The sequence below is a fragment of the Pseudomonas sp. NFPP28 genome (assembly GCF_900115535.1).
In the GTDB taxonomy this organism is placed as follows: Bacteria; Pseudomonadota; Gammaproteobacteria; order Pseudomonadales; family Pseudomonadaceae; genus Aquipseudomonas; species Aquipseudomonas extremorientalis.
Genome location: NZ_FOWT01000001.1, coordinates 272,465 through 297,703, shown reverse-complemented (window position 1 = coordinate 297,703; position 25,239 = coordinate 272,465). Strand labels below are relative to the sequence as shown.

General features: G+C 60.3%; 23 protein-coding genes and 1 tRNA gene. 13 read left to right on the top strand and 11 right to left on the bottom strand.

Going from position 1 to position 25,239, the window contains the following annotated elements:
* The first annotated feature begins 4 nt into the window (after positions 1-4).
* The 6 genes from BM110_RS01490 to BM110_RS01465 all read left to right on the top strand — a co-directional run bounded on the left by BM110_RS01490 (position 5) and on the right by BM110_RS01465 (position 5,891).
* A complete protein-coding gene (locus BM110_RS01490; RefSeq protein WP_093512101.1) occupies positions 5-679 on the top strand; it encodes an NAD(P)H-binding protein in 675 nt (224 codons plus the stop codon).
* Positions 679-1,587 (top strand): LysR family transcriptional regulator, encoded by a 909-nt coding sequence (locus BM110_RS01485; protein WP_092241342.1) that lies wholly within the window; start codon positions 679-681, stop codon positions 1,585-1,587. The genes BM110_RS01490 and BM110_RS01485 overlap by 1 nt, the downstream gene beginning before the upstream one ends.
* An 89-nt stretch (positions 1,588-1,676) precedes the next feature.
* Entirely contained in the window at positions 1,677-2,870 is a 1,194-nt protein-coding gene (locus BM110_RS01480) for a CaiB/BaiF CoA transferase family protein (protein WP_093512099.1), read from the top strand.
* On the top strand, positions 2,867-3,808 hold the full coding sequence (locus tag BM110_RS01475; protein ID WP_093512097.1) for a hydroxymethylglutaryl-CoA lyase: 942 nt from the start codon (positions 2,867-2,869) through the stop codon (positions 3,806-3,808). The genes BM110_RS01480 and BM110_RS01475 overlap by 4 nt, the downstream gene beginning before the upstream one ends.
* A gap of 59 nt (positions 3,809-3,867) precedes the next feature.
* Positions 3,868-5,199, top strand: coding sequence for an MFS transporter (locus tag BM110_RS01470; RefSeq protein ID WP_093512095.1), 1,332 nt, complete (start codon positions 3,868-3,870; stop codon positions 5,197-5,199).
* 164 nt (positions 5,200-5,363) lie between these two features.
* On the top strand, positions 5,364-5,891 hold the full coding sequence (locus BM110_RS01465) for a DUF4142 domain-containing protein (protein ID WP_071488912.1): 528 nt from the start codon (positions 5,364-5,366) through the stop codon (positions 5,889-5,891).
* Positions 5,892-5,946: 55 nt separating this feature from the next.
* Here the strand turns inward: BM110_RS01465 and BM110_RS01460 are convergent, their stop codons facing one another.
* The 5 genes from BM110_RS01460 to BM110_RS01440 all read right to left on the bottom strand — a co-directional run bounded on the left by BM110_RS01460 (position 5,947) and on the right by BM110_RS01440 (position 8,722).
* Positions 5,947-6,372 (bottom strand): low affinity iron permease family protein, encoded by a 426-nt coding sequence (locus tag BM110_RS01460; RefSeq protein WP_092241350.1) that lies wholly within the window; start codon positions 6,370-6,372, stop codon positions 5,947-5,949.
* Between the two features lie 81 nt (positions 6,373-6,453).
* Entirely contained in the window at positions 6,454-6,954 is a 501-nt protein-coding gene (locus BM110_RS01455; RefSeq protein ID WP_092241352.1) for a methylated-DNA--[protein]-cysteine S-methyltransferase, read from the bottom strand.
* Between the two features lie 90 nt (positions 6,955-7,044).
* On the bottom strand, positions 7,045-7,455 hold the full coding sequence (locus BM110_RS01450) for a type II toxin-antitoxin system HicB family antitoxin (RefSeq protein ID WP_071488915.1): 411 nt from the start codon (positions 7,453-7,455) through the stop codon (positions 7,045-7,047).
* 22 nt (positions 7,456-7,477) lie between these two features.
* On the bottom strand, positions 7,478-7,660 hold the full coding sequence (locus tag BM110_RS01445) for a type II toxin-antitoxin system HicA family toxin (RefSeq protein ID WP_003189411.1): 183 nt from the start codon (positions 7,658-7,660) through the stop codon (positions 7,478-7,480).
* Positions 7,661-7,828: 168 nt separating this feature from the next.
* Positions 7,829-8,722, bottom strand: a complete 894-nt coding sequence (locus tag BM110_RS01440) for a LysR family transcriptional regulator (RefSeq protein WP_093119191.1) — start codon at positions 8,720-8,722, stop codon at positions 7,829-7,831.
* Between the two features lie 95 nt (positions 8,723-8,817).
* Between BM110_RS01440 and BM110_RS01435 the strand changes: the two genes are divergently transcribed.
* Positions 8,818-9,981, top strand: coding sequence for an MFS transporter (locus BM110_RS01435; protein ID WP_093512093.1), 1,164 nt, complete (start codon positions 8,818-8,820; stop codon positions 9,979-9,981).
* Positions 9,978-11,147, top strand: a complete 1,170-nt coding sequence (locus BM110_RS01430) for an MFS transporter (RefSeq protein WP_093512091.1) — start codon at positions 9,978-9,980, stop codon at positions 11,145-11,147. The genes BM110_RS01435 and BM110_RS01430 overlap by 4 nt, the downstream gene beginning before the upstream one ends.
* 409 nt (positions 11,148-11,556) lie before the next feature.
* Here the strand turns inward: BM110_RS01430 and BM110_RS01425 are convergent.
* From BM110_RS01425 to BM110_RS01405, 5 genes are all read right to left on the bottom strand, one after another.
* Positions 11,557-11,630: transfer RNA gene (locus BM110_RS01425), tRNA-Gly, on the bottom strand.
* Between the two features lie 215 nt (positions 11,631-11,845).
* Entirely contained in the window at positions 11,846-12,730 is an 885-nt protein-coding gene (locus BM110_RS01420; RefSeq protein WP_092241362.1) for an alpha/beta fold hydrolase, read from the bottom strand.
* Between the two features lie 305 nt (positions 12,731-13,035).
* Positions 13,036-13,728, bottom strand: a complete 693-nt coding sequence (locus BM110_RS01415; protein WP_092241364.1) for a pseudouridine synthase — start codon at positions 13,726-13,728, stop codon at positions 13,036-13,038.
* Positions 13,728-13,940: a cysteine-rich CWC family protein gene (locus BM110_RS01410; RefSeq protein ID WP_071488921.1), complete on the bottom strand. Its 213-nt coding sequence runs from the start codon at positions 13,938-13,940 to the stop codon at positions 13,728-13,730. The genes BM110_RS01415 and BM110_RS01410 overlap by 1 nt, the downstream gene beginning before the upstream one ends.
* A 74-nt stretch (positions 13,941-14,014) precedes the next feature.
* Positions 14,015-15,637, bottom strand: a complete 1,623-nt coding sequence (locus tag BM110_RS01405; RefSeq protein ID WP_092241366.1) for a methyl-accepting chemotaxis protein — start codon at positions 15,635-15,637, stop codon at positions 14,015-14,017.
* A gap of 262 nt (positions 15,638-15,899) precedes the next feature.
* Here BM110_RS01405 and BM110_RS01400 point away from each other — a divergent pair, with 262 nt between their 5' ends.
* The gene (locus BM110_RS01400; protein WP_083351549.1) at positions 15,900-16,265 is read left to right on the top strand and encodes a hypothetical protein; all 366 of its coding nucleotides are present in this window, start codon (positions 15,900-15,902) and stop codon (positions 16,263-16,265) included.
* A 54-nt stretch (positions 16,266-16,319) separates the two neighbouring features.
* Here the strand turns inward: BM110_RS01400 and BM110_RS01395 are convergent, their stop codons facing one another.
* On the bottom strand, positions 16,320-17,432 hold the full coding sequence (locus BM110_RS01395; protein WP_093512089.1) for an enoyl-CoA hydratase/isomerase family protein: 1,113 nt from the start codon (positions 17,430-17,432) through the stop codon (positions 16,320-16,322).
* Between the two features lie 135 nt (positions 17,433-17,567).
* Between BM110_RS01395 and ung the strand changes: the two genes are divergently transcribed.
* From ung to BM110_RS01375, 4 genes are all read left to right on the top strand, one after another.
* Positions 17,568-18,260: a uracil-DNA glycosylase gene (gene ung / locus BM110_RS01390; RefSeq protein ID WP_093512087.1), complete on the top strand. Its 693-nt coding sequence runs from the start codon at positions 17,568-17,570 to the stop codon at positions 18,258-18,260.
* 218 nt (positions 18,261-18,478) lie between these two features.
* Positions 18,479-20,530, top strand: a complete 2,052-nt coding sequence (locus BM110_RS01385; RefSeq protein WP_256575336.1) for a hypothetical protein — start codon at positions 18,479-18,481, stop codon at positions 20,528-20,530.
* 210 nt (positions 20,531-20,740) lie between these two features.
* Positions 20,741-22,702, top strand: a complete 1,962-nt coding sequence (locus BM110_RS01380) for a hypothetical protein (RefSeq protein WP_093512085.1) — start codon at positions 20,741-20,743, stop codon at positions 22,700-22,702.
* 203 nt (positions 22,703-22,905) lie between these two features.
* Positions 22,906-25,194: an autotransporter outer membrane beta-barrel domain-containing protein gene (locus tag BM110_RS01375; RefSeq protein WP_093512083.1), complete on the top strand. Its 2,289-nt coding sequence runs from the start codon at positions 22,906-22,908 to the stop codon at positions 25,192-25,194.
* Positions 25,195-25,239: the final 45 nt, after the last annotated feature.

Sequence of the window (25,239 nt, the reverse complement as noted above, 5' to 3'; positions counted from 1 at the left end):
GTGGATGAGAGTTCTGTTATTCGGTGCCACCGGCATGGTCGGCCAGGGCGTGCTGCGGGAGTGCCTGCTGGCCGCCGACGTGCAGGAAGTGGTCGCCGTCGGTCGCACGCCCCTGACCCAGGAACACGGCAAGCTGCACCAGGTGTTGCACAGCGACATGCTGGATTTCCAACCCCTGGAAAACCTGCTGCAAGGCTTTGATGCGTGTTTCTTCTGCCTCGGCGTTTCATCGGCGGGCATGAATGAAGCCAGGTACACCCACCTCACCTACGACCTCACCCTGGTCGCCGCCAGCACCCTGGCGCGGCTCAACCCGCAGATGACCTTTATCTATGTGTCCGGCGCCGGTACCGACAGTTCCGAGGCGGGCAAGTCGATGTGGGCACGGGTCAAGGGCAAGACCGAGAACGCTTTGCTGCGCCTGCCGTTCAAGGCGGTGTATGTGTTTCGGCCGGGGGTGATCCAGCCGCTGCATGGCGTGCGCTCGAAGACGCCGTTGTATCAGTGGTTTTATTCCGTGCTTGGGCCGTTGCTGTCGTTTGTACGGCGGCTGAAACCGGGTTGGGTAGTGAGTACCGAGACGGTGGGCCGGGCCATGTTGCAGGCGGCCAGCCACGGCGCACCGCAGCCGGTGGTGGAACAGGCCGGGATCAACCGGCTGGCCAGCGAGCGTCGCTGATGCTGCACAAGAGTCTGGTGCGTCGGCTGGACCTGATCACGCTGCAGTTGTTCGTCGCGGTGTTCGAGGAAGGCACGCTGACCCGTGCCGCCAACCGCGAAGCCATCGCCGTGTCCGCCGCCAGCAAGCGCTTGATGGAACTGGAGCAGGTGCTGGGCGTGAGCCTGTTCGTGCGGCGGGCCAAGGGCATGGACCTGACGGCCGCCGGTGAAACCCTGCTGCACCATGCGCGGCAGATGCTGTTCAACGTCGAGAAGATGGGCCTGGAACTGGGCGAACACAGCCATGGCGTGCGCGGCTATGTGCGGATGTTGGCCAATCTGTCGGCGATCATTGAGTTCCTGCCGGAAGACCTGCGGGACTTTTCCGAACTGCACCCCGCAGTCAAAACCGATCTGGAAGAACGCCCCAGCAAAGGCGTGGTGCAGGGCGTACTGGATGGCGTCGCGGACCTGGGGATCTGCTCCAGTGACACCGACACCAAAGGCCTGCCCAGCGTGACCTATCGCCACGACAAACTGGTGGTGCTGATGCCGAAGGATCATCCACTGGCGAGCCGCGAAAGCCTGGCCTTCGCCGAAACCCTCGACAGCGACTACGTCGGCCTGCACGCCGCCAGCTCCATCAATATGCGCACCCACGCGGCTGCACGCGAGGCGGGCAAGCTGCTGCGCCTGCGCATTCACGTGCCGGGGTTTGATGCGATGTGTCGGATGGTGCAGGCCAATATGGGCATCGGCATCCTGCCGCAGAAAGCCTATGAATTATTTGGTCGCGCACTGGGTTTGCATGCCGTACCGCTGACGGACGATTGGTCGGATCGCAGCCTGATCCTGGTGGTGCGCGATGAAACCCAGCTGTCACCGGTCAGTCGATTGTTGTTCGATTATTTGAGCGTTCGCGTTTAGCGAACGCTGCTTGCCAACTGACGGTTGGATTTCTCCTGCATCGGCCCTCTAGTCTTGGCCGCACATTCCAAGAATAAGAGGTACACCCGATGACGGCTCCCCTGAGCGGTATCAAGGTGATCGAGATCGGCACCCTGATTGCCGCGCCGTTCGCCGCCCGGCTGATGGCCGAGTTTGGCGCCGAGGTGATCAAGATAGAAGCCATGGGCCAGGGCGACCCACTTCGCAAATGGCGAAAGCTGCACGAAGGCACGTCGCTGTGGTGGTACCTGCAATCGCGCAACAAGAAGTCCCTGGCGCTGAACCTCAAGTCCCCGGAAGGCCTGGACCTGATCAAGCAATTGCTCGGCGACGCCGACGTGCTCATCGAAAACCTGCGCCCCGGCGGCCTGGAAAAGCTCGGCCTCGGCTGGGACGTGCTGCACGCTCTCAACCCGAAGCTGACCCTGGTGCGTATCTCCGGCTATGGCCAGACCGGCCCGTATCGCGACCGTCCGGGTTTCGGCGCGATCGGCGAAGCCATGGGCGGCATCCGCTACACCACCGGCAACCCGGACTCGCCACCGGCGCGGGTCGGCGTGAGCCTGGGGGATTCGTTGGCTTCACTGCACGGCGTGATCGGCGCACTGATGTCGCTGCTGCGGGTCAAGACCGGCCAGGGCGATGGGCAGATTGTCGATGTGTCCCTGGCCGAAAGCGTGTTCAACCTGATGGAAAGCCTGGTGCCGGAATACGACATGCTCGGCCATGTGCGTGAACGCAGCGGCGGCGCCTTGCCGGGCATTGCGCCGTCCAACACCTACCTGACCGCCGACGGGGCCTACGTGGTGATCGCCGGCAACAGCGACCCGATCTACAAGCGCCTGATGCACACCATCGGCCGCGCCGACCTGGCCGAAGCGCCCGAGTTCGCCCACAACGATGGCCGCGCCGCCAAGAGCGGTTTGCTCGACGCCGCGATTACCCACTGGACCAGCAACCTGCCCATCGAGCAGGTGCTCAGCGCCCTGGAAGCCGCCGAAGTGCCGGCCGGACGCATCTACTCCGTGGCGGATATCGTCAGCGACCCGCATTACCAGGCGCGTGAGATGTTGCTCAATGCCGAGCTGCCCGGCGGTGTATCGGTGAAGATGCCGGGCATCGTACCCAAACTGTCGGAAACCCCAGGCGGCGTGAACTGGCAAGGCCCGACCCTGGGCCAGCACACCGACGAAATTCTTGGCAGCCTGGGCCTGGCCGGTGCCGATATCCAACGCCTGAAAACCTCGGGAGTGGTGCAATGATTTCAGACTATTGCGACCCGCTGATCGTGCAGGAAGTCTCCCCGCGCGATGGCCTGCAAATCGAGCCGACCTGGGTCGAAACAGCGGACAAGATCGCCTTGATCGATCAGCTTTCCCTCGCTGGTTTCTCACGGATCGAAGCCGGTTCATTCGTGTCGCCCAAGGCCATCCCGGCGTTGCGTGATGGCGAGCAGGTGTTCCAGGGCATCGACCGTAAACCGGGTGTGATCTACGTGGCGCTGATCCCCAACCTCAAGGGCGCGCAGCGTGCCGTCGCGTCTCGCGCCGATGAATTGAACCTGGTGATGTCCGCCAGCCAGACCCACAACCTGGCCAATATGCGTATGCGTTGTGAAGCGTCGTTGGCGGCGTTTGGCGATATCACGCGCTTTGCCGCCGACCATCCGGTAAGGCTCAACGGCAGCATCGCCACCACCTTCGGTTGCCCGTTCGAGGGCAGGATCGATGAAGACCGCGTGCTGCGCATCGTTGACGCTTATCTCCAATTGGGCATCCAGGGCATCAGCCTGGCCGACACCACGGGCATGGCCAATCCGCGTCAGGTCGAACGCCTGGTCAAGCGCGTGTTGCAGCGCGTATCCGCCCGTGACCTGACCCTGCATTTCCACAACACTCGCGGTCTGGGTTTGTGCAATGTGCTGGCCGCTTATGAGGCCGGTGCCCGTCGCTTTGACGCGGCGCTCGGCGGCTTGGGCGGCTGCCCGTTTGCGCCGGGGGCGTCGGGCAATATCTGCACCGAAGACCTGGTGAACCTGTGCGACGAAGTCGGGATTCACACCGGGATCGATCTGCCGCACCTGCTGCACATGTCCCGCCGCTTGCCGGCCCTGCTGGGCCACGACCTGCCCGGCCAGGTCGCCAAGGCCGGGCGCAACGGCGACCTGCATGCGCCGCCGGCCTACATCGCCACGCTGTAACGCCGTACCAGACAACAAAAACAATCGGGCGCCGCTGAGCAGCCCGCTGGAGAGAAACCATGAGCACTCATACGTTGCAGGCCGGCGCGTGCCCGGCCGCAGAAATCAATGCCGAAAAAGCCCTGGTCAGCAAGGTCGCCTGGCGCCTGATGCCGCTGATCATGGTGTGCTACCTGTTCGCGTTTTTTGACCGGATCAACATCAGCTTCGCCAAGTTCCAGCTGCAAGCCGACCTGAGCCTGAGCGACACCGCCTATGGCCTGGGCGCCGGGCTGTTCGTGGTGGGTTATGTGATCTTCGAAGTGCCGAGCAACATGATGCTGTACAAGGTCGGCGCCCGGCGCTGGATTGCGCGGATCATGATGTCGTGGGGGCTGGCGACGGCGGCCATGGTGTTTGTCACGGCCGAGTGGCAGTTCTACGGCCTGCGCTTCATCATCGGCGCGATGGAGGCGGGTTTTGCGCCAGGCGTGCTGTATTACCTGACCTTATGGTTCCCGCAGCACTTCCGTGGGCGTATCACGTCGATGTTGTTCCTGGCCTCGGCGTTTGCCGGTCTGGTCGGTGCACCGTTCTCCGGCCTGGTGCTGGAACACCTCGACGGCGTGTTGCAAATGCGCGGCTGGCACTGGCTGTTCCTGCTCGGCGGCTTGCCTTGCATTGGCCTGGGTTTGCTGGTGCTGACGTTGCTCAAGGATCGCATCGAAGACGCCCATTGGCTGACGCCGGCGGAGAAGACGTTGCTGGCAAGCCGTATCGCCAAGCACGAGCCGAACCAGCACGGCGGTTCGCTGCTGTCGGCGATCCGCATCCCCGGGTTCCTGATGCTCGGTTTTATCTACTTCCTGATTCAGGTGGCGTCCTACGGCCTCAACTTCTGGGCGCCGCAATTGATCCGCAGCGCCGGCACCCAGAGCCCGGTGATGATCGGCCTGCTCACAGCGATTCCTTATGTGTGCGGCGCCATCAGCATGGTGGTAATCGGGCGGCTGTCGGATGCCACCGGCGAGCGGCGCAAGTTTGTCTGCGGCCTGGTGGTGCTGGGGGCGATAGGCTTTTTCAGTGCCGGGATTTTTGCCGACCACACCACCTTCCTGATCATCGCCCTGGGCATGTTGGGCGCGGGTATCATCGCCTCGATCCCGACCTTCTGGACCCTGCCACCCAAGTTGCTGGCCGGCGCCGGTGCAGGCGCGGCGGGAGGCATTGCGGTGATCAATACCCTCGGGCAGTTCGGCGGCATTGTCAGCCCGGTGATGGTAGGGCGGATCAAGGACCTCACCGGCAGCACCACCCCGGCGCTTTACGTGATCGGTGTGTGTGCGCTGTTGGCGGCGGCGCTGTTGCTGTGGGGGCTGCCGCAGAAGTTGCGCACCCTCGATAAAGGCTGATCGGCCCATTGAGGGCGAACACTGCAACGGTGGCAAGCCCGCCTGATTCGGTGATGACCGTTCGTCGCACTGACAAGTTTTTTCTAAACCTTTACCGCCCTCAAAATTCGAAATGAGGGCGGGGTGTATTCCCCGCCCCTATTTTTGCCCTGGAGGAACCCATCATGAGCCGCATGGCTATCCGGTTACGCACCGCCAGTTTCGCGATGCTGCTGGGCCTCGGCGCCAGCAATGCTTTCGCCCAGTCGCCTGCTGAATTCATCGAGCAGGCTTCGGCCAAAGGCATGGCCGATATCGAAACCAGCCGCATGGCCCACGCCAAGACCTCGTCCCAGGAAATCAAGGACTACACCATCGAGGTGATCAACGAGCGCACCCTGGCCAACCAGCACCTGGCGGCCATCGCCAAGAAGCTCGACCTGCCCGTGGCACCGCGCGAAAAGATTGTCGATAAAGCCGAAACCCTGATGCCCGAACTCAAGGACGGCGACTCCTTCGATGCGGCCTACACTGCGCAGCAAGTGAAGGAAAACGAAGACGCCATCGCCCTGTTCAAGCAGGAAGGTGCGGCGTCGGATGTGCCGGAAATCAAAGCCCTGGTCGATGAGACGCTGCCCAAGCTGGAGGAGCGTCTGCAAAAAGCCCGTGAATTGGCGTCGACCTATGGCAAAGGTCATCAAGGCGACGGTTGAGCCTGTCTCCTGAACTGAAAAAACGGCGGCTGGATCTTCTCCAACCGCCGTTTTTTCATGCCTGGTTCAAATCGGTCTTGGTCGCTGCCGCATCGTCGGCGGCATGACCACAACTGCTGTTCAGGCTTACCGTGCCGGCGTTGCCGATGCTGCGATATTCCTGGCGCAGTTTTTCCAGTTCCTTGCGATCCAGCCCATCCAGGCTAAGTACCGCATTCTGTGCATCCTTGGACACACGCAGTAGCTCGTCGATCTTGATATGCAGGATGTCGTTATCGCGGTTCTGCGTGTTCTGGATCAGGAACACCATCAAGAAGGTGATGATGGTGGTCGAGGTATTGATGATCAGTTGCCAGGTGTCGTTGTAGTGGAAATACGGCCCGCTCAAGCTCCACGCCAGGATCAGCGCCACTGCCGCGTAGAACGTGCGCGGGCTGCCGGCCCAGCGGGACAGGGATTGGGAGACTGCGGAGAATTTCATGACCGTTTTCCTTGGAAGGGTGATGAAGTTATGGACCGCAGGGAATCTTTGAAATTTCTTTTTACATTTGACCGACGCTTCTTAAAACGCCAATTCGACCTGGCCAGTACCTTCAAGCGCGAGCAAATATTGCTTGGCTTTCAACCCTCCGGCAAACCCGGTCAAGCCGCCCGACGCGCCAATGACCCGATGGCACGGCGCAATGATCGAAATCGGGTTACGTCCATTGGCCGCGCCCACTGCGCGAACGGCTTTAGGGTTACCGATCTGCTGGGCAATTTGGCTGTAGCTGCGGGTTTCGCCAAAGGGAATGGTGAGCAGCGCCTGCCAGACCTGCTTCTGAAAATCGGTGCCGGTAAAGTCCAGCTCAAGTTCGAACTGGTTGCGGTTGCCGGCAAAGTACTCGTGCAGCTGGCGTTCGGTCTCCAGCAACACCGGGCTGTCATTGGCCTCGTGCAGTTCACCCAGGCGCACGCGGTTGGCGCGTTCTTCTGCCCAGAGGATGGCGCTGAGTTTGCCAGCACGCGCCACGAGGGTGAGTACGCCGACAGGCGAAGGCATGAGCTTGTATTCGTAGGACATGAGCGGGCTCCTGGGTAGGCGGGGTAGCGTTGAATCTAGACCACGCCGCCCAACTGGAAACTACGTTTCTTGCGATTGAATTCGATTTGTTCAGTGGTCCTGCTGTAACACTTTAAGTGCCGCTGAAGCCAGAAAGCCGGAACGGCTTTTTTCTTCCGGGTGGTGCAGCACATATTCATCGATGCGGTTCAGCAGATAACCGGGCAGCGTGATGTTCAGCTTCTGCGCCTTGCCCAGGTACTTGGTGACATCAATGTCCACCACCGCCCAGGTGCAACCTGCATATTGAGGGTTGGCGGCGTGCAAGGTGACCTTTTGCGCGCTGGGAATCGGTGCACCGTCTTCCGCCAGGATCTCGAAGTGTCCTTCAATGGCTTCGCGGGCCATGGCCATGGCGTCGTCCAGGTCATCGCCGGCGGAGTAGCAGCCGGGAATATCCGGGACTTCCACGCCCCAGGCGTGGTCGTCGTCGCCGGTTGAAATTGCAATCGGGTAAAGCATGTCTGTTGTCCTCCACGGACGGTTAACTCAGCAGAGCCTGTTTCAAAATGCTCTTGGCGGTCTTGTCCAACAGGTCCTTCTTTGGATGGGGAATCGTCACCAGCCCCGGTTTTGTCGGGTGCTTGAAGTGGTGATGGCTGCCTCTGATGCGTACCAGATACCAACCGTCCGCAACGATGTGACCTATCAAATATCGGCTATCCACAACACCTCCTTGTGGTGTGTGATGGTGGTGACTATAACCACTGAAATGAAATTATCAACACTCTACCTACCAGTGGTCGATGACCGGCGTTTTGGCAGGTGGTCAAGAGAGTGTATGAGCGCGGCGGAATGGCGCCGCAAGGAGGTATTGCGAGGTTTTGCAGCGGCGTTACCGGACCTTTAGCGTCTGTGCAATGACTGCGAGAAACGCATCAACCAGTACACTTTTTGATTCTGTCCGGGTCAGTACCAACAGCTGCGCACACGCATCCGCTTCCACCAAGGGCCTGTACGTCACGCCTTTATTCATCAGGCTCTGCGTACACGCCGGCACCAACGCCACGCCTTGTCCGGCGGCCACCAGCGCAATGATCGAGGTGATCTGCCGCCCGGTCGGGCCTGGGCGTAGCGGCTGGCCGTGGTGCCGGTAAAGCTGTTCGATGGACTGGTTGAGCCCCGAGCCATAATCCGCTGGAAACAGAATCAACGGGTAGGCACAGAGCTGCGCCAGGCTGACGTTAGAAAGGCTGGCCAGCGGGCTGTCGCTGGACACAGCGGCCACCAGGCGTTCTTCACCCAGGGACAGCGCTTGCACCGCTTCGCCTTGGGGCAACAGGCGACTCAGGCCGATATCCAGCCGCCCATCTGCCACCTGCGCACCCAGGCTGCCCGAGGCGCATTCCACCAGGGTCAATTGCACATCGGGAAAGCGTTGGGCAAACGCCTGGATCGCCTGGCTGAACAGGTCCGACAGTGCGATCGAGCTGACATAGCCTAACGCCAGTTGCCCGGCCGTACCTGCCGCGAGTTTGCCGGCGATCACCTGTGCCAATTCCACCTGCTCCAGTACGCCGCGTGCATAGGGCAGGAATGAGCGGCCTTGCGCGGTGAGGGTGACCGTGCGGCTGGTGCGGTCGAACAGCTTGAAGCCCAGCTCGGTTTCCAGCGCCGAGATCTGTCGCGTCAGCGGCGGTTGCGCCAGGTGCAGGCGAATGGCTGCGCGGCCGAAGTGCAATTCTTCGGCGACGGTCAGAAAGTAACGCAGCTTGCGTAGGTCGAGCATCCTGGTCCTTGGGTATCGATCGGTCCGAAATCGGTATTGGTTCAAGACCTGCCGGCCATTCTATAAAGACCTCACAAAATAAAACGAGAGGTTTCATGAAACCGCGCCTGCATTGTGCCCGTCTTGCCCTGTTCCTGTGTGGCTGCGCGGCGTTCCTCAACCTGTATGCCACACAGAGCATTCTCCAGACATTTGCTACGCAGTTTCACATCAGCGCCAAGGCGGCGGGGTGGAGCATCACCGTGACGACGCTGGCCGTGGCGATCACTGCGCCGTTCGTCAGCCGCCTGACCGGGCGCTTCGAACCACGCACGGTGATCAGCACAGCGGCTTTGCTGTTGGCGCTGCCGTCACTGATGACCGCCTGGGCCGACAGCTTTGCCGAAGTGTTGGTGTGGCGGTGTGTGGCGGGGGTGTTGATCCCGGTGGTGTTCGCCACCAGCGTGGCGTATATCGGCGACCGCTGGCGTGGCGGTACGCTGACGGAGGTCACCAGCCTGTATGTGGCAGGGACCGTGCTGGGTGGGTTCGCCGGGCGTTTCATCACCGGCGTCGTGACTGAATATGTCGGCTGGCGCGAAGCCTTTGAATGGCTGGCGGTGCTGAGCCTGATGGTGGGTGGGTTTATCCAGTTTCTGTTGCCGATGAGTCGTGCGCGATCAGAGAAGGTTCAACCCTCGTTCTCGGCGGTTTTTAGCAAGCCTTTGCTGGCTGCCTACGCCGTAGGATTTTGTGTGTTGTTCTCACAGGTCGCAGCGTTTACCTACGCAGGTTTGTACCTTGGATTACCGCCCTTCAGCCTGGGGCCTGCGGCATTGGGCGCGCTGTATATGGTGTTTTTGCTGGCGCTGATCGTGATCCCCATCGCCGGGCGCCTCAGCAAATCCCGGCCCCACTCCGAACTGCTGAGTGTGGCTGCGCTACTGGGCATCAGCGGCTCGGCGCTGACGCTGGTGCCTTCCTTGTGGTGCATCGTGGTGGGCCTGGCCCTCAGTTCTACCGGCGTATTCCTCGCGCAGTCGGCAGTCAACGCGTTCACCACGGCAACGGCCCGTGACAATAAGGCAGGCGCTGTGGGGGTGTACCTCACGTGTTACTACCTGGGCGGCAGTTGCGGCGCCATTGTCCCGGCATTGATCTGGGAACGCTGGGGCTGGGCCGGGTGTGTGGCGCTGATTATCACCTTCCAGGTGTTGACCTTGCTGATCGCCCTGACCGGCTGGAGGCCCGCCAAACCCCAACTGATCCCGACGCCATGAATGCCATCCCACCCCGCCGTCGCACGCTGATCGCCGGCTGCAGCGCCCACGCCGTGCATGATGGCCTGACCGATGTCATCTACGTGCTGCTGCCGATCTGGCAAACACAGTTCGCCTTGTCCTACGCCCAGGTCGGGCTGTTTCGCGGTGCCTATTCCGGGATGATGGCGGTGTTCCAGCTCATGGCCAGCCGCGCCGCAAAACCCTGGGGTCGAGTGCCGATGCTGGTCGGCGGAACCGCGCTCGCCGGCACGGCTTACCTGTTGGTGAGCCAGGCCACCGGGCTGGTGATGCTCTTGCTGGCGCTGCTGCTCGGTGGGCTGGGGGCCAGTAGCCAACACCCGCTGGCGTCTTCGATGATCAGCGATGCCTACGAAGACGGTGGCGGAATCAAGCTGGCGTTGTCCCAGTACAACTTCTCCGGCGACATCGGCAAAACCCTGATCCCCGGTCTGGTCGGCCTGTTGCTCACGCTGATCAGTTGGCGCGCCAGTGCCACGTTGCTGGGGGTGCTGGGGTTGGCGGCGGCGGGGTTGCTGTGGTGGCTTATTCCTACGCAAACATCCGAAGCGTCCTCGACCAAAAAAGCCAAACCCTTCACCGGAACAGGCTCCGTCACCGGCCTGCGCGCACTGATCCTCACCGGCACCCTCGACAGTGCCGTGCGCATGGGCTTTCTCACCTTCCTGCCGTTTCTGCTGCAGGCCAAGGGGGCCGGCACCGCCGGTATTGGCCTGGCCCTGACCCTGCTGTTTATCGGCGGTGCGTTCGGCAAATTATTCTGCGGCTACCTGGGCGCACGCATCGGCATGATGAAGACGGTGTGGTTGACGGAGGGCAGCACGGCACTGCTGATCGTGGCGGCGGTGTACCTGCCGTTGAGCGGGTTGATGGTGATGTTGCCGGTGCTGGGGCTGGTGCTCAACGGCACGTCTTCGGTGTTGTACGGTGCGGTGCCCGATCTGGCACCAGCAGAGAAACGCGAACAGGCGTTCGCCGTGTTCTACACCGGCACGATTGGTGGCGGGGCACTGGCGCCGGTGGTGTTCGGCGGGGTGGGAGATGCGCTGGGCGTGACGGTGGCGGTGATGCTGCTGGCCGGGATGTTGGGGGTGACGTTGCCGTTGGCGTGGGTGGTGCAGAGGGGGATTCACTCAAGCGATTGAGTGTCTGGCGGTACGTCCAGCTCGGGCGGCGTTGCTCCAGGAGAAAACGCCTTGTACAGACTCCAGGCCGCCCATACCACGGGGGAGGAAAGCCGAAAAACACAATGTGCATCTACGCGTTGACCGCTGAAGTCTGATCTTGCGAAGTTGCCTACACGCTCATCGGAACGCGTTAGGTTGTACACCATGGGAAGGCTATTTATGGTTTGTCAGCCGCTACATGCTCGATGGCAACTGCACGCAACGCATAAAGTGTGCCGGTATCCCGAAAGCTACCCGGTTCACTCGCCTGCGTGCAGTTGCCACCCTCCCGAGTCATCGAATTCAACGCATAAAAAAACCGGCCACCAAAGGACCGGTTTTTTGCATCCCTCGTCAGAGACAACCTGACGCGGAACGAGAGTCTGAGTGGAGCGGGTAGAGGGAATCGAACCCTCGTCGGAAGCTTGGGAAGCTACTGTTCTACCATTAAACTATACCCGCTCAGAGCGGCTGACTTTGTACCAGAAGTTCGCCGGGATTTGAAGTTTTTCTTCAAAAAAATGTGTGGGTTACAGATGTCTCACACATCGACAAGCGAACCCGTTGCAGGAGCGAGCTTGCTCGCGAAAGACTCAAGAGCGCCACGTTCTCTCAGGAGACGAGCGTTATCGTTGACGTTCTTCGCGGGCAAGCCCGCTCTTGCAAGGGGGCGTGTTTCAGAGTGCAAAGGCATGTTGTGCCGGGCCGGTCTGATAACGCAATCGGCTGACCTGGCGCTCCGGTTTCAAGAAGCCCACCACCGCATCCCGGCTGTCCCGACAGGCGGCCTTGTGCTCCATGTCCAGGAAATGCCCCGTGGCCTGGATCGTGCTGAAGCTGCTTTTTGCCACATGCTGGCCAAACAGCTTGGCATCCTGGGCGCTGGTGTATTCGTCCCATTCACCGTTCAAAAACAACACCGGGATGTCGATCTGCCTGGCCGCCTTTAGGTAGCACAGGCGGTCACTGTTGAGCACATGGCTGATGTGGAAGTGCATCTGCCCATACTCGTGCTCGGCCAGGCTGCTCACGTGCTTGTAGTTGAAGCGCTTGAACAGTGACGGCAGGTGTTTGCCGATGGTGCTGTTGACCAGGTGGCCGACGCGATCGCGGTCGAGGTTGCCGAGGTAGTCGACGCCGCGTTCCAGGTAGTCGCGCATGGGCGCGTTGATCACTGGGGAGAACGAGCTGATCACGGCTTTTTCCACGCGACGTGGCCGGTGGGCGAGGGCGACCAGGGTGGCGGCACCGCCCCAGGAAAACGACAGCACATGTTCAGCGGCAAAGTGGTCGATGAGCTCCAGCAGGATCTGGCCTTCGACTTCCTTCGTCAGCATCTGCTCATGGTGGTTATGGATTTTGGAGCGACCGGCGTAGGGCTGGTCGTACAAAACCACATTGAACTGCGGGTACAGGCTTTTCACGGTTTGGGCGAAGGATGCCGTGGTGGCCATGGAGCCGTTGACCAGGATGATGGTCTTTGCAGCAACGTCCGCGCGATAGAACTCCGTGTAAACCCGATACTGACCCTGTATATCCAACACAGCGATTTCTGGCCTCATGTCGTAAGACTCCTGGCAAGCGGGTAGGGCGCGCAGATCACTCTGCACGAGCTTTGTGACAGGTAGGCATACGCCTGGAAAAGGAGGGCCCATGTCGATCCGATGACGGCTGGCCGACGGGTGTTGTTGTGACGGGCTGTTTGCCTGGAAGGCCCGTAGATCAAGCGCGGGCGGGGCAAGGTGTTTCTTGGAGGTTATAGGCGACTCGCCAGTCATATTTGAACTGGTGATCCTGATTCAAGCAGTCGAGTCGGTACCTCGCAAGGTGACCTGGCGGTTTTTTGCTATCAGCGGCTGAACGGTCGTCAGACCTGTCGGATTTCGTCGTCAGTCAGCGCCCGATACTGGCCAGGCGCAAGGGTCGCATCCAGCACCAGGGGGCCCATGCGCTCGCGGTGCAGGCCGATGACCTTGTTATCAAAGTGCCCGAACATGCGCTTCACCTGGTGATAACGCCCTTCGATGATGCTCAAGCGAGCGCGTCTCGGCCCGAGCAACTCCAACTCGGCAGGTTGGGTGGTCAGGTCTTCGAAGGCGAAGTACATCCCCTTGGCAAATGTCATTGCGTATTCGGGGCCGATAGCCTGTTCGGTCTCGACGAGATAGACCTTGGGCAACTTGGTCTGCGGTTGCGTCAGGCGCCGCGACCATTGGCCGTCGTTGGTGATCAGCATCAGGCCGGTGGTGTTGAAGTCCAGACGACCGGCAATGTGCAATTCGCCTTTGTCCGGCTCATCGAGTAAATCCAGAACCGTCGGATGTTGCGGATCAGAGGTGGCGCTCACGCACCCCCGGGGCTTGTGCAGCATGAAGTAACGCGCCGGTTTGCCTGCCTGCAGCACCTCATCGTCAACGCTCACTCGGCTGAATTCCCGCACCTCGTGATGGGGGTCGCTGACGGCCACGCCATCCACCGCCACACGCCGCTCAACCAACAGCAGGCGCACTTGCTTGCGATTGAAGCGCGGCAGGTTACTGAGGAAACGATCCACCCGCATTACGTCGGCTCAACCCTACGCAGTTGCTCATCGACCTGGGCACAGCGCGGGCACAGGCAGGCCTGGTTGCGCAGTTCATCGGGCAGGGCCTGGAGCACCGCCGGGTCGATGGTGACGCTGTAGCACCAGCAGGCCTGGTCAACCGTACGTGGGTCAGCCAGGCTGCAGTCGTTGCGTGCACCGCAGGCGGGGCAAAGGGTGGGTGTGGTCATGGGCTGGTTCGGGCAAGGTTGCGGATGATTCCGCCAGGCCCTGTACGATACAGGGCCGTCCCCGCCCAGGCCACTCAGAGCTGGAACTTGCTGACCAGCACGTTGAACGAGGTGGCCAGGCGCGACAGGTCCTGGCTGGAGGCGTTGGTCTGATGGGCGCCGGCGGCCGTCTGGGTGGACAGGTCCTGGATGTTCAGCAGGTTGCGGTCCACTTCGCGGGCCACCTGGGCCTGTTCCTCCGAGGCCGAGGCGATCACCAGGTTGCGTTCATTGATCTTCGCCACGCTGGTGGTGATCCGTTGCAGCGCTTCGCCGGCGTTCTGCGCCAGGGTCTGGGTGTTGTTAGCCCAGGTCAGGCTCTTGTTCATCGCCGCGACGGCGTCGTCGGCACCGGTCTGCACTTCACCAATCATCTTTTCGATATCGACCGTGGACGTCTGGGTGCGATGGGCCAGGGCGCGCACTTCATCGGCGACCACGGCAAAACCGCGACCTTGCTCACCCGCACGGGCCGCTTCAATGGCCGCATTGAGCGCCAGCAGGTTGGTCTGGTCGGCGATGCCACGGATCACATCGATCACCTTGCCGATCTCCCGTACCTGCCCGGCGAGGTCTGCCACCGACTGCGTGGAGTCATTGATCTCAACCACCATCGAGCTCATGCCGGACACGGCCTGTTCCACTTGCTGGCGACCCTCTTCGGCTTCGGTGGTGGCCTGGCGCGAGGCTTCAGAGGTCGAGACGGCGTTGCTGGCCACTTCGTCCACGGCGGCGGTCATCTGGTTGACGGCGGTGGCCGCCTGTTGGATCTCATCGTTCTGGCGGGTCAGGCCACGGCTGCTTTCATCGGTGACCGCACTCAGTTCTTCAGCCGCCGATGCAAGCTGGTCGGACGCGTTGGCGATTTCCACCAGGGTGCTTTTCAGGCCGCCCTGCATATCCGAGAGGGCCATCAGCAGTTGCCCGGCTTCGTCGGTACGCTCGGTGACGATGGCCTGGGTCAGGTCGCCCTGGGCAATGCGTTGGGCGTTCTGCACGGCTTGAGCGATGGGGCGGGTGATCAGGCGGGTGATCAACACACCGATGATGACCGCAATGATGAAGGCCAGCACAATGCCGCTGATCATCCAGGTCAAGGCACTGTTGCGCAGTTCCTCGGCAGCGATGGCGCCTTCCTTGATCTGGCGGTTGTTGGACTCGATCATCACGCGGATCAGCTCGCGTGCCTGGCGGAAGAGTTCATTATTGCTGGTGTTGAGTTGGGTGCGGGCCTGATCGACCTGGCCGCCGTCGAGCATCGCCATGATGCTTTCGGAGTTGCTGATGTAGCTGGGCCAGAGCAGGTCAAGCTTGTCTCCCGCTGCCCGTTCGTCGTCTTCCAGCGGCGTAGCGCGGTAGGTGGCGTACGCAGCCTGGCTGCGCTTGAGTTCCTGGGCGATATCCTGGCGCACACGGTCGCGATCCTGTGGGGAGACGTCGCCCTTGCTGGCATCCAGCAAGCGATACAAGCCACGGTTATGGGCCACTATGCCATTGAGGGTGGCGGCCGTGTTGCTGACCGAGACCAGGTTGTTGGAGAACGTCAGCTCCAGCGCTGACGAGAGGCGAACCACGCCTTTGATCCCCAGCAGGCCCACCCCCAGGGTGACCAGCGCGCACAGTAGGAATGAGAGCAGCAGTTTGGTTGAGATTTTCATGAGTCAGGTCCGGGCAGGGTAGCGAAGGGTGCACGCTAGAGCCTCCCTGGCCCTTGGCGATGTCATAGTGACATCATCGCAATTGAGAAAGTTGCGAGCCAGATAAATTTACTGAATCGATAAAGCGCACGTAGATGTTTCAACCTATTACGAAAACGCACCAGATTCAGTTTTTGATGTCAGATATTTCGTCATTCAATGAAAGTTGAGTGCCGCCCTCCAGCGTCGCTGGAGGCGCTCTTCCGCGGTCCAGGAGGCCGCCATGTATCGACGACTGCTGCTCAGCGCTTTACTCGGTCTGACCCTTTCCGCTTGCGTGCCCTATTACGATGGAGGCCAGAGCTACTATCGATCCGAGGTCTATACCTCACCGGCACCGGTGTATTACTACGGCGGCGGCACGGCGTATCAGTACCGCCGTGATTACTACCCCGCGCCGCGCTACTACGCGCCACAACCGCGCTACTACTCGGCCCCGCGTTATTACCAGCCGGCCCCGCGTTACTACGGGCCGCGTGCCGGTTACCGGCCGTATCCAAACCAGGGCTGGGGCGGAGGTCATTGGGGGAATGGTGGTGGACACGGTCGCGGCTCCGACCATGGAGGTGGCCGCGGCGGTCACCGTTGACGGGCCTGTACGGCAAGCGGCGCATGAAGCGCCGCTTTTTTTTGGGCGCAGCCGTCAGTAATCGGACAGGTCGGCCAGCGGGTGGCGACCTTCCCAGGCCTTGTCGAAGTGGGCCTGCACCACCGCCTCAGGAACGGCGTTGATATCCGGCCAATGCCAATGGGGCGCCTGGTCCTTGTCGATCAGACGCGCGCGCACCCCTTCGCTGAATTCAGGATAACGGCAGCAATTGAGGCTCAGGGTGTATTCCATCTGGAACACCTGGGCCAGGGACAGGTGACGGGCGCGCTGGATCTGTTCCCACACCAGATGGGCGGTCAGTGGGCAGCCTTCGCTCAACGTCTTGCCGGCACGGCTGAACAGTGGATCGGTATGCTCACTCAGCAGGCTCAAGGCGCGCCAGGCACACCGCACGTCGCCCACATCCAGCCATTCGTCGATCTGTGCCCGGCGCGGCAGCCATTGCGCTTCGGGTTGCTGGCTGGCGGCTTCCTGGGCCAGCGCCTTGAGCAGGCTGTTGAGCTGCATCGGGGTCTGTTCCTGCCAGTTCAGTTGCAGCAGGCCATCAAGCAATTCGTCCTGCTGGTCGTCACGCAGGAAACGGTCGGCCAGGCCCAGGTCCAACGCGTCACGCCCGTTTATATGCGCACCGGTGAGTCCGAGGAACAACCCGAGCTTGCCCGGCAGGCGCGACAGGAACTCACTGGCGCCGACGTCCGGGTACAGGCCGATGCTGATCTCCGGCATGGCCAGCCGGCTGCTGGGGGTGACGATGCGGATCGCGGCACTTTGCAGCAGACCCATGCCGCCGCCCAGCACATAGCCGTGACCCCAGCAAATCACCGGTTTCGGGTAGGTGTGCAGCCGGTAATCAAGGCGATACTCCGCCGCAAAAAATTGCGCCGCCAGCGCCGGCACCACACCGGGCTCTTCGCGACAAGCCTGCGCCAGGCTGCGCACTTCGCCACCGGCGCAAAAGGCCTTGGGGCCGTTGCCGCGCAACAGCACGCAGACGATATTCGGGTCTTTGGCCCAGGTGTCCAGGCGACTGCTCAAGGCGAGGATCATCGGCAGGGAAAGGGCATTGAGGGACTTTTCAGCGTCGAGGCTGGCGATGCCGATGCGGGCGCCGTCGCTGCCGGTCAGCTCTTCGAAGTGCAGGTTCATCGTGACCTCAATCGAGAAGGTGAAGGATGAGTATGATCGCTTCGCAGGAAAGTGGCGTCGATGTGTCAGATCAATTGACAAGCGGGGTCGGCTTTCCTAGGGTTCGCCTCATTCTTTTTGACAAGACCATTCACCATGACCGACGACGACCGTATCAAACTCGAACCCAGCTGGAAACACGCCCTGCGGGATCAGTTCGAGCTGCCGTACATGGCCCAGTTGCGCGAGTTCCTGCGCCAGGAACATGCCGCCGGCAAAGAGATCTACCCGCCCGGCCCGCTGATTTTCAACGCGCTCAACTCCACGCCACTGGACAAGGTCAAGGTGGTGATCCTCGGCCAGGACCCGTACCACGGCCCCGGCCAGGCCCACGGCCTGTGCTTCTCGGTGCAACCGGGCATACCGACGCCGCCGTCGCTGGTCAATATCTACAAAGAGCTCAAGCGCGACCTGAACATCGACATCCCCAACCACGGCTACCTGCAGAGCTGGGCCGATCAGGGCGTGCTGATGCTCAACACCACCATGACCGTCGAGCGCGCCAATGCCAACGCCCATGCGGGCAAGGGCTGGCAGTTCTTTACCGATCGGATTATCGAAGTGGTCAGCGAACATCAGCCGCACCTGGTGTTTCTGCTGTGGGGCGCCCATGCCCAGAGCAAGCAGAAGCTGATCGACGCGACCAAGCACCTGGTGCTGACCTCTGTGCATCCGTCACCGTTGTCGGCGTATCGCGGGTTTTTGGGGTGTGGGCATTTCGGCCGGACCAACAAGTTTCTTGAGCAGAATGGTGAGACGCCGATTGAGTGGCGATTGCCGCTGGTCTGATTGAAAAGGGCGGTGCAACGCCGCCTGTACGGCACTACTCGTTGTTTCTACACGGGCTTCACTTTTCTTGCACGCTTCAGAATGCAGGGATACCTGTTAGTTCTGACAGTATTCGTAGTCAGTTCAAACGTATTAACTACTCTTCTCGGCCGTGGGGGCTAGTGCATACCACCCCTTGGTCGACGGCGGCTTACTGCTGATTGCCAAGGAGATTAGATATGACTAAACCCACTGTAACGACGCCAATGCCCGTTAATTCCAGGACTCCTGGGGTACTGGAAGCGGTTGCCCCGGTGGCGCCGGATGCGTTGACTCTGATGCCTGACGATGTTGGTTTCAAGATCTCGGTGCCCTTTCAAAGTACGGGGTTGCGAGTCCAGGTACCCGCCCTGTGGGGGGGGACTGGCATTCTGCTCCCTGGCGACATAACTGCCGTTGTCTGGTACTGGGATGGCGTACCGTTTGACACCAAGCGGCTGGAGGCACCTTACGATGCCACCGACTTGCCTCTCGTTGACACGGTGGTACCGTCCACTCTGATGGATGCCGCTGGCTTGCATAACTTGCACTACGAAGTGTTGCTCAGGGAAAGCAGTGGGAACCCCGGCGAGTCGTCTTTTGTAACCCTGCTGGACAGTGACAAGGTCGGGCCTAATCAGGGGCAGCGTGGCCCACGCTTGCGATTTCCACCTGAAATTGAACAAAACGGGGTCACTGATGATTACCTGAATGACCCCGCCCATAACGATCAAGTGGTGGGCACCATCGTTTCTTCGACCACGCCTGCCTGGCTGGATATGCGATTAGGCGATGTGGTCGAAGCCTACCTGGCTCTTTTGCCTATGCGTCGGCCCTTGCACAGGCATCCACGGCAACAGGATATTGTTGCCAAGACCACCATCACCCAAGCACACAAGGACGGAGCGCCCGTTGAGGTGATTTTCCCCGGGGACGTCCTGCGTGGTCTGGCGTCCAATCGAGAGTACAACGCATACTACTGGCTGCGAGACCGGGCAGAACGCGAATCGGGTCCGTCATTTACCAGCATTTTGTATATCAATTTGCCTGTAACACCTGTTGAGCTGCGCCCGGTCGACCTGCCTCAGTTGAACGACGGACTCATCACACTGAGCGATGCCCGCGAGCCCGGTGGTGTGTTCATGAATATTCCTGAAATATTCGGCTCTGCACCGGGGGACATTCTGCGTCCTCTCTGGAACCTGATTCCTTTGCCTGTAATTGAGATTGCGGCTATTCAGACTTGGCCCATCCCCGTGGGAATCCCGTATTCGGTCCTCGCCACAGGTGGTTTTGAGGTGACGCCGGGGACGATTCGGGCGGGTTACACATGGGAGCGAGTTCCGGCGGCGCCCAGGGACTCGCAACCTCGATTTGTCCCTGTCAACTTGACGGTTGCCGGCTCTGTCAACCCAGACAATCCGCACCCGATCAACCGCTTGCTGGAGACAGTCACGGTCAAGGGGCGAGACGGCGACAACCTGCTGACCCCCAATGACGTGGGCCTCCCTGTTCGGGTCGTGACCTTGCTGTTCGACGAGCCTAATGCCAACGAAACCTTGGAGCTGATGGTAGGTACCCATCCGGTACCGTTGGCCACCTACACCGTGCAGCTCACCGACGTCGCCGGGCAGGAGATCGAGTTTTTCGTCGACTGGGCTGATTTGGCACCCATTGTTGGTAGCGGCGGCATCTTCGCTTTCTTCTATTGGACCTTTAATGGTGTGAACCGCCAACGTGCAGAGGACACCCCGGTGATTGTCAACACTGTGCCCATCGTCGGGTTGCAGGACCTGGAGTACGTTGGTGTCACCTATGGACCGGGGCCTGATGCAGGGTTTATCAGTTGCCCATTGAGGCCTTGGGTTAACGGTGTAGGCGTCTTCATTCCGGGGGACGCTAGCTTGCTGGAAGGCGGTGACCAGGTGGTTCTCGAATGGGCCAGTTACGCTAACCCCAACGGTCATCCGAGTGGCGTCATGCCCGAAACGATTGACACATTTTCCCATACGTTGAGTTCCACAGAGGCTCGGGATGGTTATGAGTTCAGAGTTCCCTTCGACCCCTACATCCTGCACCCAGGGTTGGTGAAACCACCTACCGGGCAAACAAATCCTCGATATGGTTCAGCCAAAGCGCGGTACCGGGTGATGAAACCCGCAGGAGGCGGGATGGGGTGGTCTCCTTACAGGTTGGTGGCCATTACGTTGATCCGTCCTGGTGGCCGGCCGCCTTGCCTTTCGGATGATTGAAGCCGCGCGCACTGGCGTTACACCCGTGCGCGCTTCAAACGCTCGGCACCTGTTAAGTTTGACAGTTACGGGTGATCGAAAACTCACATTTAATGGGCACGAGATCAGCAGGTTCGCAAGACCAGGTAGTTGTCGGTCGTAGTTCGTTCTTCCCGATAGACGACCCGGGCTGACCGGGGTGAAAACTTGTTCCTACCAGGAGTGTGCACCATGTCCAACAAGCCCCAAAACATCATCAATAAAAAAACGTCCGCGCAACCGCAGTTTCCCATGGAAGATTGGGAAGACCCCGTCATTGATCCCACACTTGAGCCTGCCCCTTTGATCGACGGGTTGTTACCCGCTATTCCTGGGGACTCACATAAGAATATTGTGGACAGGGACATGCAACTGCGGGGCGTGGTGCTGTCCATCCGGCTGTGGGATCGGAGTGGCTTTCTCAATCTCTTTGAAACACTCACCGTATTCGTTAACGGCAGGCCTATAGAGATCAGGACCTATGACCGCACCGACGCTCTGACAGACCCTGTGATGGTGGATCTAGGGCCTAAATCCGCGTTGCAGACTCATGGCATCAAGGACATCCAGGTGCATGTAGTCAATTTCGGCGCCAATGACGTTGACTACAACATCATCCGGGTCTATGTGGATAAGCAGGACCCTAACTACAACAACCAACCTGGTTTGATCACACTGGAAGATTACGGTTCGGAACTGACTCCTGCCGACTTGGACGGAAAAGACGGTCTGGAATTCACTATTCCTGATCCTGCCGATCGTCGCGGGGGAGATATTTATAGGGTTCATGTCGGGACGATCGCACACCCGCTGGAGAATAAAGTTCCGTTGACAGGAGCCATTACGGGGACCATTCCCCCCGCGATGATCCTGGCAAAGTCAGGCGAAATCCCCGTGCAGTACATCCTGGAGGATCGTTCTGGTAACGCCACAGTCCTCTCCCTTGCGGCTTATGTGCGGGTCAGACTCAACGATCCACCGCAATTCGGTGCTGTCTCGGTGTTGGAAGCTCCTCTCATCGATAAAGAGGAAGCCCGCAACGGTGCGACGGTGCGCCTGGCAAACCTTACCGGCCATCTGCCCTCCGATTTCTTGGTGGTTCGCTGGGGAGCGGATGTGATCTACCGGGAACGCATCGGCATGGGCGTCTTCCCGCTGGACATTCCCGCAGAGTTTGCGGCCATTGCGGCAGGTGGGGACTTTTACACTGCGGACATTAAACTCACCGTTGAACGCGAGGACGGTAGCACTTACCCAGGGCCAGACACGCAGGTAGACGTCGACCTGCGTGAGCCGGGCGTCACCAACCCGGACCCAGGCCCGGTAGACTCCAACCTGGCCAAGCCTGATCTGATTGGCGGAGGACCGCTGCCAAGGCCACTCAATCGTCTCTCGGAAAAAGACCGTGGATTTGATGCCACCGCAACCTTCTTGTTGCCACCCGGCCTGGAGACAGGTGATTTCATTGACTTTGTCTATGCGGGCAATGTTGTCGCCACCTATCCTGTGACGGGGGCCGAAGCCCCAGGGTTTATCGTGACGGTTACCGTGGACTGGGATGACATCGATGTGACGGGGAACGGTACTATTCCCCTTTTCTGCCTCATCCGTGATGCGGTCAATTACAAACATTCGCCACATCGAGACGTCGTCGTAGAAGTCTTCAATCTAAGCGGCCTGGCCGATGCGATCTTTAGTAACGCCCAGCCTGTTACCGGCCAGACGAACTTCAGCTACTACATCAATTGCACAAGAAGTCCTTGGATGGGTGTGCCCATCCAGGTCCTGGATCCTGGATTGCTCCAGATCGGCGATGAAGTGATGATTGAGGCGGTCAGGTATGTGTATGTCCTACCTACTGCACCGATCGGTGTGCCTGTCGGTCCGCCCATAGAGAGTGCGTGGTTCAAACTCAACAGTTCAGATGTCAATCTTGGTCTGGTTGTGCCAATGGATTTGAGAGCCTGGTTCGAAGACCACACGGGTACTACAGGTCGAGGCTATGTCGGCGTGCGCTGGAAACTTTATCGCCCCTCGACAGGCGATAGGGGCATCTCCGATGAGGTCAGGGCGGCCTGGGACCTCGTCGGTACTGGCGGTGGTGTGCCGGGTAGTTGCGTTCCGGGGGCGTCACGTCGCAGCGGTACGCTTTGAAGCAACGATGAAGCCTCATCCTTTCTGATTGAAAGGGTGAGGCTTTTTTGTGTAATGACCTTTAGTCGCTACCTGTGTGACCTTAAGGAAAGTCCTACAGGACTCGGGAAGTCAGGTCTTTAGTCTCTGCGCCGAAGAAAACGGAAACCTATTCGATACGGGATCCGGATTCGAACTGGTATTTACTTCTGAGGCTACATGGCATGACTTCTATTGCTTCCCATCGTTTTCGCTTGTCGCGTTTATCGTCAATCATCAAACTCATGGCGGTTGCTCCGCTCTACCTACTGAGCGAGCAAGCGCTCTCCGCGATCGTCGTAGACGGTAACGTCGGTAGCGGCAAACATGACGTCTATCCCGGTACAGGCGCTACCGACTACATTGCCCGGAACGGTGCGACGCTCACTGTCCACGACGGCGCGACGGTCAAGGAAATCCGTGCTACGACCGGCTCCAATCTGACCATGACCGGTGCCACCGTGACCTCGGCACACGCCTCCCAGGCGGCGATTACCCTGGCCAACTCGAACGCAGTCATCACCGGCACAAAGATTACCAGCCATTTCAGCGGCGGCTTGAACGTGGCTCGCCAGACGGGCACGACGACTGGTTCCTACGCACAGGTCAATGGCAGCGAAGTCATCGGTGCGACCTGGGGAGCCAACGTCACCTCCCATAGCCTGCTGGAACTGAATAACTCTACGTTGACAGGGCAAAGCCAGCAGGGCCTGGTGCTGCAGGGGGGGGCGGCGATTGCGACCGGCAGTGAAATTACAGGGGCTACCAGTGGCGTGGTAATGACGGGTGAAAGCCTGACCGTGCCTGCGACGCCTCAATTGACCCTGGACGGTTCGCGGGTGGTTGGGCTCAATGGTCCGGCAATCAGCGTAGAGCGACCGTTCACTGCTGAAATCGACGTGCGCAATGGCTCCACCCTGGTCGGCGGCAACGGCAACATGCTCGAGCTGACGGGGGGCGGCAACGCCAACATGCGCGTCAACAACAGCGCCCTGACCGGCAACATCCAAGTGGGCACCGGCAGCGCCCTGGACCTGAGCCTCGACCACGCCATCATGAACGGCGACGTGATCAACAACGGCGGCAGCGCCAGCGTTGGCCTGAGCAACGGCTCGATCCTCACTGGTCGCCTGGAGAACGTCGACAAGCTGGCGATCAACAGCGACGCGACCTGGGTGATGGTCGACAACCAGCAAGTGGGCGACCTGTCCCTGAGCGGCGGCAACGTCAAGTTCGGCGACCCGGGCGTGTTCTATCAACTGGACGTGGAAAACCTGTCGGGCAACGGCACCTTCATCATGACGGCGGATTTCTCCACCTTGACCGGTGACTTCCTTAACGTCACCGGGACGTCGTCGGGTGACCACAAACTGCTGATCGCCAGCAGCGGTGCCGACCCCTTGAGCGATGACCGCCTGCACGTGGTACACACCGCAGATGGCGGTGCCAAGTTCAGCCTGCTGGGTGAACGCGTGGACGTGGGGACCTACTCCTACAGCCTGGTCAACGACAACGAAGGCAAAGACTGGCTGCTGGACCCGGACAGCAAGGTCATCAGCCCGAGTACCCACTCCGTTCTGGCTCTGGCCAACGCAGCGCCGAGCGTGCTCTACGGTGAAATGACCAACCTGCGTACCCGCATGGGGGAGTTGCGTCACAGCGATGGCAAGTCCAGCGGCTTGTGGAGCCGTACGTACGGCAACAAGTTTGAAGTGAACAACCGCGATAAAGGTGTGCAGTACAACCAGGTCCAGCGTGGCTTCACCCTGGGTGCCGACGTACCGTTGTCCGGCGGCGACGGCCAATGGCTGGCAGGCTTCCTGGCCGGTCACAGCACCTCCGACCTGGACCTGAACCGTGGCAGCAAAGCCACCGTCAACAGCTACTACGCCGGTGGTTACGCCACGTGGCTGGACGCTGAGAGCGGCTTCTACTTCGATGGCGTGCTCAAGTTCAACCGCTTGCACAACGAGTCCAACGTGGCAATGAGTGACGGTAAGAAAGCCAAGGGCAACTACACGCAGAATGCGGTAACCGCCTCGGCCGAAGTGGGCCGCCACATCAAGCTGGACGACGGCTTCTTCGTGGAACCTTACGGCCAATTGGCCACGGCGATCATCCAGCGCCAGAGCTACGAGCTGGATAATGGCCTGCAAGCCAAGGGCGCGCGTACCGCTTCGGTGGTGGGCAAGGCCGGTGTGACCGCCGGGCGTGACATCCAACTGGACGGAGGCAGTGTGCTGCAGCCGTACTTGCGGACTGCCGTCGCCCATGAGTTCAACCAGAGCAACAAGGTGTCGGTGAACGGCAACAGCTTCAACAACGACCTGTCGGGTACCCGGGTTGAAATGGCAGCCGGACTGGCCATGGCCGTGTCGAAGAACTGGAAGGTCCACGCCGATGTAGAGCGCAGCATGGGCAAGAGCGTTGACCAGCCGTGGGGGGTGAATGTGGGGGTGCGGTATGACTTTTGAGAGCGCATAAATGAAAAATGCCCCGGGCTGTAACGCACGGGGCAT

Excerpts from the sequence above, each read along its gene's own strand:
- BM110_RS01405 (WP_092241366.1), bottom strand. The coding sequence starts at position 15,637 with ATGAAAATCTCAACCAAACTGCTGCTCTCATTCCTACTGTGCGCGCTG.
- BM110_RS01420 (WP_092241362.1), bottom strand. The coding sequence starts at position 12,730 with ATGAGGCCAGAAATCGCTGTGTTGGATATACAGGGTCAGTATCGGGTT.
- BM110_RS01475 (WP_093512097.1), top strand. The coding sequence starts at position 2,867 with ATGATTTCAGACTATTGCGACCCGCTGATCGTGCAGGAAGTCTCCCCG.
- ung (WP_093512087.1), top strand. The coding sequence starts at position 17,568 with ATGACCGACGACGACCGTATCAAACTCGAACCCAGCTGGAAACACGCC.
- BM110_RS01460 (WP_092241350.1), bottom strand. The coding sequence starts at position 6,372 with ATGAAATTCTCCGCAGTCTCCCAATCCCTGTCCCGCTGGGCCGGCAGC.
- BM110_RS01415 (WP_092241364.1), bottom strand. The coding sequence starts at position 13,728 with ATGCGGGTGGATCGTTTCCTCAGTAACCTGCCGCGCTTCAATCGCAAG.
- BM110_RS01480 (WP_093512099.1), top strand. The coding sequence starts at position 1,677 with ATGACGGCTCCCCTGAGCGGTATCAAGGTGATCGAGATCGGCACCCTG.
- BM110_RS01395 (WP_093512089.1), bottom strand. The coding sequence starts at position 17,432 with ATGAACCTGCACTTCGAAGAGCTGACCGGCAGCGACGGCGCCCGCATC.
- BM110_RS01450 (WP_071488915.1), bottom strand. The coding sequence starts at position 7,455 with ATGCTTTACCCGATTGCAATTTCAACCGGCGACGACGACCACGCCTGG.
- BM110_RS01430 (WP_093512091.1), top strand. The coding sequence starts at position 9,978 with ATGAATGCCATCCCACCCCGCCGTCGCACGCTGATCGCCGGCTGCAGC.
- BM110_RS01400 (WP_083351549.1), top strand. The coding sequence starts at position 15,900 with ATGTATCGACGACTGCTGCTCAGCGCTTTACTCGGTCTGACCCTTTCC.
- BM110_RS01435 (WP_093512093.1), top strand. The coding sequence starts at position 8,818 with ATGAAACCGCGCCTGCATTGTGCCCGTCTTGCCCTGTTCCTGTGTGGC.
- BM110_RS01470 (WP_093512095.1), top strand. The coding sequence starts at position 3,868 with ATGAGCACTCATACGTTGCAGGCCGGCGCGTGCCCGGCCGCAGAAATC.
- BM110_RS01385 (WP_256575336.1), top strand. The coding sequence starts at position 18,479 with ATGACTAAACCCACTGTAACGACGCCAATGCCCGTTAATTCCAGGACT.
- BM110_RS01465 (WP_071488912.1), top strand. The coding sequence starts at position 5,364 with ATGAGCCGCATGGCTATCCGGTTACGCACCGCCAGTTTCGCGATGCTG.
- BM110_RS01375 (WP_093512083.1), top strand. The coding sequence starts at position 22,906 with ATGACTTCTATTGCTTCCCATCGTTTTCGCTTGTCGCGTTTATCGTCA.
- BM110_RS01380 (WP_093512085.1), top strand. The coding sequence starts at position 20,741 with ATGTCCAACAAGCCCCAAAACATCATCAATAAAAAAACGTCCGCGCAA.
- BM110_RS01490 (WP_093512101.1), top strand. The coding sequence starts at position 5 with ATGAGAGTTCTGTTATTCGGTGCCACCGGCATGGTCGGCCAGGGCGTG.
- BM110_RS01410 (WP_071488921.1), bottom strand. The coding sequence starts at position 13,940 with ATGACCACACCCACCCTTTGCCCCGCCTGCGGTGCACGCAACGACTGC.
- BM110_RS01455 (WP_092241352.1), bottom strand. The coding sequence starts at position 6,954 with ATGTCCTACGAATACAAGCTCATGCCTTCGCCTGTCGGCGTACTCACC.
- BM110_RS01485 (WP_092241342.1), top strand. The coding sequence starts at position 679 with ATGCTGCACAAGAGTCTGGTGCGTCGGCTGGACCTGATCACGCTGCAG.
- BM110_RS01440 (WP_093119191.1), bottom strand. The coding sequence starts at position 8,722 with ATGCTCGACCTACGCAAGCTGCGTTACTTTCTGACCGTCGCCGAAGAA.